Origin of the sequence: Streptomyces pseudovenezuelae (assembly GCF_029892565.1) — a bacterium.
Taxonomy (GTDB): Bacteria; Actinomycetota; Actinomycetes; order Streptomycetales; family Streptomycetaceae; genus Streptomyces; species Streptomyces pseudovenezuelae_A.
Genome location: NZ_JARXVH010000006.1, coordinates 271403 through 283826 on the forward strand (window position 1 = coordinate 271403; position 12424 = coordinate 283826).

9 protein-coding genes are annotated in these 12424 nt (G+C 69.9%); 6 read left to right on the forward strand and 3 right to left on the reverse strand.

Going from position 1 to position 12424, the window contains the following annotated elements; translation table 11 throughout:
• The first annotated feature begins 9 nt into the window (after positions 1-9).
• From metH to M2283_RS21130, 3 genes are all read left to right on the forward strand, one after another.
• Positions 10-3525 (forward strand): methionine synthase, encoded by a 3516-nt coding sequence (metH, locus tag M2283_RS21120; protein WP_280877873.1) that lies wholly within the window; start codon positions 10-12, stop codon positions 3523-3525.
• Between the two features lie 147 nt (positions 3526-3672).
• On the forward strand, positions 3673-4371 hold the full coding sequence (locus tag M2283_RS21125) for an HAD family hydrolase (RefSeq protein WP_280877874.1): 699 nt from the start codon (positions 3673-3675) through the stop codon (positions 4369-4371).
• Positions 4372-4806: 435 nt separating this feature from the next.
• Complete coding sequence (locus M2283_RS21130; protein WP_280877875.1) at positions 4807-6411, forward strand: ABC transporter substrate-binding protein; 1605 nt, start codon at positions 4807-4809, stop codon at positions 6409-6411.
• An 83-nt stretch (positions 6412-6494) separates the two neighbouring features.
• Here the strand turns inward: M2283_RS21130 and M2283_RS21135 are convergent, their stop codons facing one another.
• Positions 6495-7166 (reverse strand): response regulator, encoded by a 672-nt coding sequence (locus M2283_RS21135; protein WP_058926326.1) that lies wholly within the window; start codon positions 7164-7166, stop codon positions 6495-6497.
• Between the two features lie 14 nt (positions 7167-7180).
• Positions 7181-8212, reverse strand: a complete 1032-nt coding sequence (locus M2283_RS21140; protein ID WP_280877876.1) for a RecB family exonuclease — start codon at positions 8210-8212, stop codon at positions 7181-7183.
• A 175-nt stretch (positions 8213-8387) separates the two neighbouring features.
• Between M2283_RS21140 and M2283_RS21145 the strand changes: the two genes are divergently transcribed.
• From M2283_RS21145 to M2283_RS21155, 3 genes are all read left to right on the forward strand, one after another.
• On the forward strand, positions 8388-10085 hold the full coding sequence (locus tag M2283_RS21145; protein ID WP_280877877.1) for a site-2 protease family protein: 1698 nt from the start codon (positions 8388-8390) through the stop codon (positions 10083-10085).
• 70 nt (positions 10086-10155) lie between these two features.
• Positions 10156-11058 carry a tRNA (adenine-N1)-methyltransferase gene (locus M2283_RS21150; protein ID WP_280877878.1) on the forward strand — a complete coding sequence of 301 codons (903 nt, stop codon included), beginning with the start codon at positions 10156-10158 and terminating at the stop codon, positions 11056-11058.
• Positions 11059-11293: 235 nt separating this feature from the next.
• Positions 11294-11866, forward strand: a complete 573-nt coding sequence (locus tag M2283_RS21155; protein WP_280877879.1) for a hypothetical protein — start codon at positions 11294-11296, stop codon at positions 11864-11866.
• 58 nt (positions 11867-11924) lie between these two features.
• On the opposite strand, the gene M2283_RS21160 is transcribed toward M2283_RS21155, so the two are convergent.
• The gene (locus tag M2283_RS21160) at positions 11925-12230 is read right to left on the reverse strand and encodes a ferredoxin (RefSeq protein ID WP_280877880.1); all 306 of its coding nucleotides are present in this window, start codon (positions 12228-12230) and stop codon (positions 11925-11927) included.
• Positions 12231-12424 lie beyond the last annotated feature (194 nt).

A 12424-nucleotide genomic window follows, 5' to 3' on the forward strand; every position in this document is an offset into this window, starting at 1 on the left:
AGCCCCTTCATGGCCTCGTCGCCACTGACCCCTTCCGCCGACAGCCGGACCCGTGTGTCCGCGCTCCGTGAGGCGCTGGCCACCCGAGTGGTGGTCGCCGACGGAGCGATGGGCACCATGCTGCAGGCCCAGGACCCCACACTCGAGGACTTCGAGAACCTCGAGGGCTGCAACGAGATTCTGAACATCACCCGGCCCGACATCGTCCGCTCGGTCCACCAGGAGTACTTCGCCGCGGGCGTGGACTGCGTCGAGACGAACACCTTCGGCGCCAACCACTCCGCGCTCGGCGAGTACGACATCCCCGAGCGCGTGTACGAGCTGTCCGAGGCCGGTGCCCGCATCGCCCGCGAGGTCGCCGACGAGTTCACCGCCGACACCGGACAGCAGCGCTGGGTCCTCGGCTCCATGGGCCCCGGCACCAAGCTGCCCACACTGGGCCACGCCCCCTACACCCTGCTGCGCGACGCCTACCAGCGGAACGCCGAGGGCATGATCGCCGGCGGCGCCGACGCGCTGCTCGTCGAGACCACCCAGGACCTGCTGCAGACCAAGGCCTCGGTCCTGGGCGCCCGTCGGGCCCTGGACGCGCTCGGCATCAGTGTCCCGCTCGTCGTCTCGGTGACCGTCGAGACCACCGGCACCATGCTGCTGGGCTCCGAGATCGGCGCCGCGCTCACCGCGCTGGAGCCGCTCGGCATCGACATGATCGGCCTGAACTGCGCGACGGGCCCGGCCGAGATGAGCGAGCACCTGCGCTATCTCGCCCGCCACTCCCGCATCCCGCTGTCCTGCATGCCGAACGCGGGCCTCCCGGTCCTCGGCAAGGACGGCGCCCACTACCCGCTGACGCCCCCGGAACTCGCCGACGCCCAGGAGACCTTCGTACGCGAGTACGGCCTCTCCCTGATCGGCGGCTGCTGCGGTACGACCCCGGAGCACCTGCGCCAGGTCGTCGAGCGCGTCCGGGGTCTCGCGCCGGCCGAGCGCCACCCCCGCCCCGAGCCCGGCGCCGCCTCCCTCTACCAGACGGTCCCGTTCCGCCAGGACACCGCCTACATGGCGATCGGCGAGCGCACCAACGCCAACGGCTCGAAGAAGTTCCGCGAGGCCATGCTGGAGGGCCGCTGGGACGACTGTGTGGAGATGGCCCGCGACCAGATCCGCGAGGGCGCCCACATGCTGGACCTCTGCGTGGACTACGTCGGCCGGGACGGCGTCGCCGACATGGAGGAGCTGGCCGGCCGCTTCGCCACCGCCTCCACGCTGCCGATCGTCCTGGACTCCACCGAGGTCCCGGTCATCCGGGCCGGCCTGGAGAAGCTGGGCGGCCGCGCGGTCATCAACTCCGTCAACTACGAGGACGGCGACGGCCCGGAGTCCCGCTTCGCGAAGGTCACCAAGCTCGCCCAGGAGCACGGCGCCGCGCTCATCGCGCTGACCATCGACGAGGAGGGCCAGGCGCGGACCGTCGAGCACAAGGTCGCCATCGCCGAGCGCCTCATCGAGGACCTGACGACCAACTGGGGCATCCACGAGTCGGACATCCTCATCGACACCCTGACCTTCACCATCTGCACCGGTCAGGAGGAGTCCCGCAAGGACGGCATCGCCACCATCGGGGCGATTCGCGAACTCAAGCGCCGCCACCCGGACGTGCAGACCACGCTGGGCCTGTCGAACATCTCCTTCGGCCTCAACCCGGCCGCCCGCATCCTGCTCAACTCGGTCTTCCTCGACGAGTGCGTCAAGGCGGGCCTGGACTCCGCGATCGTGCACGCGTCGAAGATCCTGCCGATCGCCCGGTTCACCGAGGAGGAGGTGCAGACCGCCCTCGACCTCATCCACGACCGCCGGGCCGAGGGCTACGACCCGCTCCAGAAGCTGATGGCCCTCTTCGAGGGCGCCACCACCAAGTCCCTGAAGGCGGGCCGCGCCGAGGAGTTGGCCGCCCTCCCGCTGGACGAGCGGCTCAAGCGCCGGATCATCGACGGCGAGAAGAACGGCCTGGAGGCCGACCTCGCCGAGGCGTTGGAGACCCGCCCCGCCCTGGACATCGTCAACGCGACGCTCCTGGACGGCATGAAGGTCGTCGGCGAACTGTTCGGTTCCGGCCAGATGCAGCTGCCGTTCGTGCTCCAGTCCGCCGAGGTCATGAAGACCGCGGTGGCCTATCTGGAGCCGCACATGGAGAAGTCGGACACCGAGGGCAAGGGCACCATCGTGCTCGCCACCGTGCGCGGAGACGTGCACGACATCGGCAAGAACCTCGTCGACATCATCCTGTCCAACAACGGCTACAACGTCGTCAACCTCGGCATCAAGCAGCCGGTCTCCGCGATCCTGGAGGCGGCCGCGGAGCACCGGGCCGACGTCATCGGGATGTCCGGGCTCCTGGTCAAGTCCACGGTGATCATGAAGGAGAACCTGGAGGAGCTCAACCAGCGGGGCATGGCGGCCGACTTCCCCGTCATCCTCGGCGGCGCCGCTCTCACCCGGGCCTACGTCGAGCAGGACCTGCACGAGATCTACGAGGGCGAAGTCCGGTACGCCCGCGACGCGTTCGAGGGCCTGCGCCTCATGGACGCGCTGATCGGCGTCAAGCGCGGTGTGCCCGGGGTGAAGCTGCCCGAGCTGAAGCAGCGCCGGGTGCGCCCGGCCGCGACCGCGCAGGTCGAGGAGCGGCCGCAGGAGGGCCACGTCCGCTCCGACGTCGCCGTCGACAACCCGATCCCCGAGCCGCCCTTCTGGGGCACCCGCGTCATCAAGGGCATCCAGCTCAAGGAGTACGCGAGCTGGCTGGACGAGGGCGCGCTGTTCAAGGGCCAGTGGGGCCTCAAGGAGGCGCGGACCGGCGACGGGCCGACGTACGAGGAACTCGTCGAGACCGAGGGGCGGCCCCGGCTGCGCGGTCTGCTGGACCGGCTCCAGACGGACAACCTCCTCGAAGCGGCCGTCGTCTACGGCTACTTCCCGTGCGTCTCCAAGGACGACGACCTGATCCTCCTGGACGAGCGCGGCAACGAGCGCACCCGCTTCACCTTCCCGCGCCAGCGCCGCGGCCGCCGGCTCTGCCTGGCCGACTTCTTCCGGCCCGAGGAGGCGGGGGAGCCCGACGTCGTCGGACTCCAGGTCGTCACCGTCGGCTCCCGCATCGGCGAGGAGACGGCCCGGATGTTCGAGGCCAACGCCTACCGCGACTACCTCGAACTGCACGGCCTGTCCGTCCAGTTGGCCGAGGCGCTTGCCGAGTACTGGCACGCGCGCGTGCGTTCGGAGCTGGGCTTCGCCGGCGAGGACCCCACCGAAGTCGAGGACATGTTCGCCCTCAAGTACCGGGGCGCCCGCTTCTCGCTCGGCTACGGCGCCTGTCCGAACCTGGAGGACCGGGCCAAGATCGCCGACCTGCTCCAGCCGGAGCGCATCGGCGTGCAGCTCTCCGAGGAGTTCCAGCTCCACCCCGAGCAGTCCACGGACGCGATCGTGATCCACCACCCGGAGGCGAAGTACTTCAACGCACGGTGAAGTACATCGACGCACGGTGAACAGTGCGCCACGTGAGTCGGCTCCACCGAGCACACTGATCGGATAAGTCATACACTGGTCGGTCCATTGCAGGCCGGTTCCCCCAGCGGGAGCCGGCCTGGTCGTCCCTCAAGGAGGTGCGCCAGGATGACCAGTACGGTCCCCGCGCTCGGAACCCGTACGGCCGAAGGCTCTGCCCTGCAGGCCGTGCTCCTCGACATGGACGGCACTCTGGTGGACACCGAGGGCTTCTGGTGGGACGTCGAGGTGGAGATCTTCGCCCGCCTCGGCCACCCGCTCGACGACTCCTGGCGCCATGTAGTGGTCGGCGGTCCGATGACCCGCAGCGCGGGCTTCCTGATCGAGGCCACCGGCGCCGACATCACCCTCGCCGAGCTGTCCGTCCTGCTCAACGACGGGTTCGAGGACCGCATCGGACGCAGCCTGCCGCTGATGCCGGGCGCCGCCCGACTGCTCGCCGAGCTCTCCGAGTACGAGATCCCCACGGCGCTCGTCTCGGCCTCGCACCGGCGCATCATCGACCGCGTGATCGCCTCGCTCGGCTCCCACCACTTCGCGCTGACGGTGGCCGGCGACGAGGTGCCGCGCACCAAGCCCTACCCCGACCCGTATCTGGCCGCCGCGGCCGGACTGGGCGTGGACCCGGCCAGATGCGCCGTCGTCGAGGACACGGCGACCGGCGTCGCCGCGGCCGAGGCGGCGGGCTGTCACGTGGTCGTGGTGCCCTCGGTGGCCCCCATCGGCCCGGCCGCGGGGCGCACCGTGGTGTCGTCCCTGGAAGACGTCGACCTGACATTTCTGCGCGGACTGATCACCGCTCGATGACGGAAATGCGACGGACGTTCACCCAGCGTGCAACATCGATACGGCGGTAATTTCCCGAGCCGGAGTGCGGGGGAATTTGAATCGCGGCGGATGGCCGAATTCCGGTACTGACCAAGGTCATTTGGAATGTGAGGTTCCCCACTTTCCCGAGGGTCGACAGTAGGGGTGCCGTGTGCTGTTCACCCCGTTTCGGGCGTCGTCGGCGTGCCCTTGTGTCCCGATTGATGGAACGCTGCACGAATCCTTCCCTCGTCGGGTTTTCGGTCTGTCCACAACCGGTTTCGCTGCGTGATGGGGGCTCAACTCCGGTGACAGTGAACCCGCATACTGGTGCGGACTAATCTCATCGCGAGAACATCGCCCTTACCCCGTGATCCGCCCGCAACACCCCTGCATGCCGGGTACACGGACTCGACAGCCTGGAGAAACTCGAGCATGAACCGCAAGACTTTGGTGCTGCCGGCCGTGGTCGGTCTGCTCGCGCCCGTGCTCGCCGCCTGTGGTGGGTCCGACAGCGGGAGCGGTGGCGGCGACGCGATCGCCGTGGGCACTACGGACCGGTTCATCGCCACGAAGGACGCGCCGGCACCGTTCGACCCCGCCTACGCCTACGACGTCGGCAGCTGGAACGTGCTGCGCCAGACCGTGCAGACGCTGATGATGCAGCCGAAGGGCGACGGCGACCCGGTCCCCGAGGCTGCCCAGAGCTGCGACTTCACCGACAGCGGCAACGAGCGCTACGCCTGCACCCTGCGCGACGGACTGAAGTTCGCCAACGGCGACAAGGTCACCGCGGCCGATGTGAAGTACTCCATCGACCGCGCCCGCGCCATCAAGGCCGACTCCGGCGTCTTCGCCCTGCTGTCCACCATCGACACCGTCGAGACGCAGGGCGACAACGAAGTCATCTTCCACCTCAAGACCGCCGACGCCACCTTCCCGTACAAGCTGTCGACCCCGGTCGCGGGCATCGTCAACCCCGACGACTACGAGAAGAACAAGCTGCGCGAGGGCTTCGAGGTGGACGGCTCCGGCCCGTACACCCTGTCGACCGAGGTGAAGAACGACGAGGTCGTCAAGGCCACCTTCACCAAGAACCCCAACTACAAGGGGTCGTTGAAGGTCAACAACTCCAAGGTCGACATGGTGTCCTTCAAGGACGCCGCCACCATGGGCACCGCCCTCGACAAGGGCGACATCCAGGTCATGACCCGCACCATGACGCCGGAGCAGATCGACAAGCTGTCCGAGAAGACCGACGGCGACGTCGACCTGGTCGAGATGGCCGGCCTGGAGATCCGCTACCTCGCCTTCAACACCAACGCCCCGACGGTGAAGACCAAGGCCGTCCGCGAGGCGATGGCCCAGCTCATCAACCGCGCCGAGCTGGTCTCCAAGGTCTACGGCTCCCAGGCCGAGCCGCTGTACTCGCTGGTCCCGGCCAGCGTCACCGGCCACTCCAACTCGTTCCTCAACAAGTACGGCGACCCGAGCGTCTCCAAGGCCAAGACCTTGCTGACCGACGCCAACATCACCACCCCGGTCAAGCTGACCCTGCACTACACGACCGACCACTACGGCTCGGCCACCAAGAAGGAGTTCGAGCAGCTCCAGACCCAGCTCAACACCAGCGGCCTGTTCGACGTCACCATCAAGGGCGCGGCCTGGGACACCTTCGTCCCGGCCGAGCGCAAGGGCTCCTACGACGTCTGGGGTATGGGCTGGTTCCCGGACTTCCCGGACGCGGACAGCTTCATCGCGCCGTTCCTCGACAAGGACAACTTCCTCAACTCGCCGTACGCGAACCCCAAGATCATCGACAACCTGATCCCGGAGTCCCGCCGCGAGGCCGACCGGCTCGCCGCCGGCACCAGCCTGACGGAGATCCAGGACATCGTCGCCGACGACGTCCCGATCCTCCCGCTGTGGCAGGGCAAGCAGTACGTCGCCGCCCGCGACGACGTCACGGGCACGGCGTACGTGCTCAACTCCTCCGCGACCCTGCAGCTCTGGGAGCTCAGCCGCGGCGTGAGCGGCTGACGCCTCCGCTCGACCGACGACAAGAGGGGCCGCTTCCGAAAGGAAGCGGCCCCTCTGTTTCCTACGACGACGGGTACGGCGCCCTACTGCGCGCCGGGACGCACCAGCCCGCTCTCGTACGCGTACACCGCGGCCTGCACCCGGTCGCGCAGCCCCAGCTTGGTCAGCACATGCCCGACGTGTGTCTTGACGGTGGTCTCGCTGACGAACAGGTCGGCGGCGATCTCCGCGTTGGACAGGCCGCGCGCCACCAGCTTCAGCACCTCCACCTCGCGCTCGGTGAGCGTGTGCAGGGTGTCCGGCACGGGCTCGTCGCCGGAGGGCAGGTGGGTGGCGTACTTGTCGAGCAACCGTCGGGTGATGCTCGGCGCGAGCATGGCCTCGCCCGCGGCCACCACCCGGATCGCCTGCACCAGTTCGTTGGCCGGGGCGTCCTTGAGCAGGAAGCCGCTGGCGCCTGCCCGGAGGGCCTCCACCACGTACTCGTCGAGGTCGAAGGTGGTCAGGACCAGGACCTTCGCCGGGCCGTCCCGCCCCGGTCCGGTGATCTGCCGGGTCGCCTCCACGCCGTCCATCCGGGGCATCCGGATGTCCATCAGGACCACGTCGGGCTGCAGGGCCCGGACCTGGTCGAGGGCCTGGAGGCCGTCTCCGGCCTCGCCGACGACCGCGAGGTCCTGCTCCGCTTCCAGAATCATCCGGAAGCCGGTACGCAGCAGCGGCTGGTCGTCGACGAGTAGGACGCGGATGGCCACGTAAGTCTCCTTCGCTAGTCCGGCCCCATTCTGCCCTGTTGGACGGCACCGGACTCGGGCGCCCTCACCGGCAGCGGATAGGGCGGGGGAGTCCCGCCGAATTCCGGACAGTGCGCCTGATGATCGCACCAGCCGCACAGCTTCGTCGGACGCGGTCGCCACTCGCCCGTCTCCGTCGCCAGCCGGATCGCCTCCCACAGCGCGAGCAGCTTGCGCTCCACACGCTCCAGATCGGCCGGGACGGGGTCGTAGGTAAGGACGTCCCCGCTGCCGAGGTACACCAGCTGGAGCCGGCGCGGGACGACCTGCTTCAGCCGCCACACCACCAGGGCGTAGAACTTCATCTGGAACAGCGCGCCCTCCGCGTACTCGGGGCGGGGCGCCTTGCCCGTCTTGTAGTCGACGATCCGCACCTCGCCCGTGGGTGCCACGTCGACCCGGTCGATGATCCCGCGCAGCTTCAGCCCCGAGTCCAGCTCCGCCTCGACGAACAGCTCCCGCTCGGCGGGCTCCAGGCGGGTCGGGTCCTCCAGCGTGAACCAGCGCTCGACCAGCCGCTCCGCCTCGCCCAGCCAGCGCGCGAGCCGCTCCCCGTCCGGGTCGTCCTCGAACAGCTCCACCACCTCCGGCCTGCTCTCGCGCAGCCGGTCCCACTGCCCGGGGACGAGGGACTTGGCCCGCGGCGCGGTCCGCTCCGTCGCCGGGGCGTCGAAGAGCCGCTCCAGAACCGCGTGCACCAAGGTGCCCCTGGTCGCCGCCTCGCTCGGCTTCTCGGGCAGCCGGTCGATGACACGGAACCGGTAGAGCAGAGGGCACTGCATGAAGTCGCCGGCACGCGAGGGGGAGAGGCTGGCGGGCGCTATGGCGACGGGGGCCACGACGACGTCCGGGCCGGCGGCGCCGATCACCTCGACGGTCGCCCCGCTCCCGCTCCCGGTCTCGCTCTGGCCCGGTACCGTGCCCGCCGACTCGGCCGCGACCGGTGAATCCCCCTGCGGGGCACCGCCGCCGGCGGCCTGCGCCGCGTCCTCCGTGCTCGTCTCCATGCCCCCAGACCTTACGGCCCGCCACTGACAGTGACCCGGCCAAGGCCGCAACGGCTGCGACAGGTGGGGAAACTCAGGGGGTGCCGGGGCGGAACGCGTCGCGACGGCCGCATACCATCGACCCGAGACCCTTCCGGCCGGCAGGCACGGGAGATGCTTCGAACGAGGGGACATCGTGGACGAGAGCGGCGGGAGCGGGCAGCCGAGGTCCGGCACCGACGAGTCGGCCGACCACCACGCGAGCCCTGAGGTCCCGGCCGGCCCGGTCGACGACCGCCCCACGGGCGTACGCCGCCCCGCCCCGTCCCACGACGAAGCCGAGACGGACGCGGACACCCCGAGCGAATCGGCGTCCGCCGCTGGTGTCCCCGCGTCGGGCGACAGTTCGGACGGCAGCGCTGCCGACGACCGTGCCCCTGTCTCCGCCGAGCCCGCAGGGTCGTCGGACGAGCCTGTGCCGGCGTCCGACGGCAGCCCCTCCGCGTCCGACGGCCACGCGCCCGTGCCCGACGAGTCGGCCGCGGCGCCCGACGACCGTGTGCCCGCGCCCGGCGGCGCCCCCGCCTCCGGCGATCACCCCGAGGCCCCCGCCGACATCCCGAGGGCCATCCCCGCCTACCCCCAGGACGACGACCACCCCACCACCCCCACGCCCCTCGCCGACGGCAACCGCAGGCTCGCTCGCTCCGGTGCCGCCAAGCAGCCCCCGCCGCAGCGCCCCGAGCCCCGTGGCGGTCTGTTGATGGGAAGGCCCTTCGGTGTGCCGGTCTACGTGGCGCCCAGCTGGTTCCTCGTCGCCGCCCTGATCACCTGGGTGTTCGGCGGCCAGCTCGACCGCGTGCTGCCCGAACTCGGCGCCGCCCGCTACCTGGTCTCCCTCTTCTTCGCGGTCGCCTTCTACGCCTCGGTCCTCATCCACGAACTGGCCCACACGGTCGCCGCACTGCGCTTCAAGCTCCCCGTCCGCCGCATCCAGCTCCAGTTCTTCGGCGGCGTCTCCGAGATCGAGAAGGAGGCCGAGACCCCCGGCAGGGAGTTCGTGCTGGCCTTCGTCGGCCCGCTGCTCTCCCTCGTCCTGTCCGGCATCTTCTACCTCGCGATGCAGCCCGTGGAGCCCGGCACCGTCCCCGGCGTCCTGCTGGCCGGCCTGATGGTCTCCAACCTCATCGTGGCCGCCTTCAACCTCCTGCCCGGCCTGCCCCTCGACGGCGGACGCATGCTCCGCGCGGTCGTCTGGAAGATCACCGGCCGCCCGATGAGCGGCACCATCGCCGCCGCCTGGGTCGGCCGCGCCCTCGCCGTCTCCGTCCTGATCGGCCTCCCGCTGCTCACCCAGTCCGGCGCGCTCGGCTCCACCGCCGAGGACAACGTCGGCATGGACACCGTCACCGACGCCCTGCTCGCCGCGATCCTCGCCGCGATCATCTGGACCGGCGCAGGCAACAGCCTCCGGATGGCCCGACTGCGCGAACACCTGCCGGAACTGCGCGCCCGCAACCTCACCCGCCGCGCCGTCCCGGTCGAGACGAACACCCCGCTCTCCGAGGCCCTGCGCCGCGCCAACTCCGCCGGCGCCCGCGCCCTGGTCATCGTCGACCCCGAGGGCACGCCCCTCTCCCTCGTCCGCGAGGCCGCCATCGTCGGCGTACCGGAACACCGCCGCCCCTGGGTCGCCGTCAGTGGCCTGGCCCAGGACCTCACCGACGGCATGCGCGTCTCGGTGGAACTGGCGGGGGAGGACCTCCTGGACGCCCTGCGCGCCACCCCGGCCACCGAGTACCTGGTGGTCGAGGAGACCGGCGAGATCTACGGAGTCCTGTCGGCGGCGGACGTGGAGCGCGCGTTCGTGAAGGCGATGGCCCGGCCCAGTTGAGCACCGCTCTCCTGAAGCGGTGCTCCATCCGGTGGTCGGCCGCTGTCACAAACGCCGGTAGGCTGTTCACATGTCCGAACCGACCGGTGCCGCCCGCAGGCGCGGGCCCTTCAAGGTCGGGGACCAGGTTCAGCTGACCGACCCCAAGGGCCGCCACTACACGTTCACGCTCGAGGCCGGAAAGAACTTCCATACCCACAAGGGTTCTTTCCCGCACGACGAGCTGATCGGCGCTCCCGAGGGCAGCGTTGTCCGCACCACCGGTAACGTCGCCTACCTCGCGCTGCGCCCCCTGCTCCCCGACTACGTCCTGTCCATGCCCCGCGGGGCAGCCGTCGTCTACCCGAAGGACGCGGGGCAGATCCTCGCCTTCGCCGACATCTTCCCCGGCGCGCGCGTCGTGGAGGCCGGCGTCGGCTCCGGCTCGCTCAGCAGCTTCCTGCTGCGCGCCATCGGCGATCAGGGCATGCTGCACAGCTACGAGCGCCGCGAGGACTTCGCCGAGATCGCCCAGCAGAACGTGGAGCGCTACTTCGGCGGCCCGCACCCCGCCTGGCAGCTCACCGTCGGCGACCTCCAGGACAACCTGTCCGACACCGAGGTCGACCGCGTCATCCTCGACATGCTCGCCCCCTGGGAGTGCCTGGAGGCCGTTTCCAAGGCGCTGGTCCCCGGCGGCATCCTCTGCTGCTACGTCGCCACCACCACCCAGCTCGCCCGGACCGTCGAGTCCATCCGCGAGATCGGCAGCTTCAACGAGCCGAGCGCGTGGGAGTCGATGATCCGCAACTGGCACGTCGAGGGCCTGGCCGTCCGCCCGGACCACCGGATGATCGGCCACACCGGCTTCCTGCTCACCGCCCGCCGTCTCGCGGACGGCGTCGAGCCGCCCATGCGCCGCCGCCGCCCCGCCAAGGGCGCCTACGGCGAGGACTACTCGGGACCCAATGCCGACGGCGGCGCCGGCCGCTGAGGCGGCCCCGTGCCGCAGTCAACGAACGGGCGCCGCGCCCCAGTTCCCGGACCGACCCGGGAACTGGGGCGCGGCGCCTTCGTATTGGCGCCTCCGTACTGATGCGGCGCCACCCTTCGCACGCCCCCGGCGGACCCCGGCGCACAACCCCTGACCCCGCCGTTCCCCCGCACTGTGACGTGTGGCACGATGCAGGCCACCCCCACCGGCACAGCCCTCACAGGAGACACTCCTAGTGCAGCAATCCGCCGTCCCGGAACTGGCACACACGCACACCCGTCCGATCCACTGGGTCGCCACCGCCACGGCAGTCGCCGGCGTGATAGCCCTGTCCTCGGTCCTGCAGCCCAACTCCGCGACGGCGGCCCAGACGGCCGGTCCGGAGACGAAGTCCACGCACGCCACCGCGCCGGATCCAGCGGGCGTGCACTTCCCGATAACCTGCGGTCCGGTGAAGGCCGTGGTGCGGGAGAAGGCCACCGGAGATCTCGACGGCGACGGCAGTCCGGAGACGGTGGCCGTGGTCCACTGCGACTCCGCGATGGGCACCCCGCCCGACGGTGTCTACGTCCTCACGCACGCCGCGGCCGGCGGCAAGCCCCGTCTGGTGGCCACCCTGGTGGACCCCAAGGACGGCAACACGGTGAGTGACTTCTCGGTGAAGGACGGAGCCGTCCTCGCCACCCTGTTCGGCTACTCGTCGAAGGACACGCCCCGCTGCTGCCCGGACGTCAAGGACAGCGTGAAGTGGCAGTGGAAGAACGGCGCGTTCGTCCGCTCGACACCCGCCGGTGCCCAGAGCGTGTGACCCACGTCACTAAGGCCTGTGAGAAATCAGACAGGCGTGACGCGGTGCGCGCGAACGATCACTCCGCGTCCGGACCGAAGACCTCGACCCTGTCCGAAACTCGCCGTACGTGGATGCACTCGCCCGGACACTCCTTGGCGGAGTCCACCACATCCGTGAGAAGCGGCAGCGGAACGGGCGTTGTGGCACCCGGGGCCTGCAGCAGTTCCTCGCCGGTGCCCCGCACATAAGCCAGGCCGTCGATGTCCAGCTCGAAGACCTCGGGCGCGTACTGGACGCAGATGCCGTCGCCGGTACACAGGTCCTGGTCGATCCAGACTTCCAGAGCCTCACCGCCGCTTCCGGCCTCCTGCTGCACGCTCATGTCTCCTGCCGTTTAGATGTCGAGCGGACGGGAATCAGGCCAGCTCTGACGGGTGTTGAACACTTCGACCCTACCTCCGGCGGCTTCCCAATCATGTTCGGTGGGTATTCCCCTGGCGTGAGGGAGAGCGCAAGGGTGAAGATCGGACACACCTCGACAGTCTTTGTGATCTAGGGGTTTCAATCGACACCCAC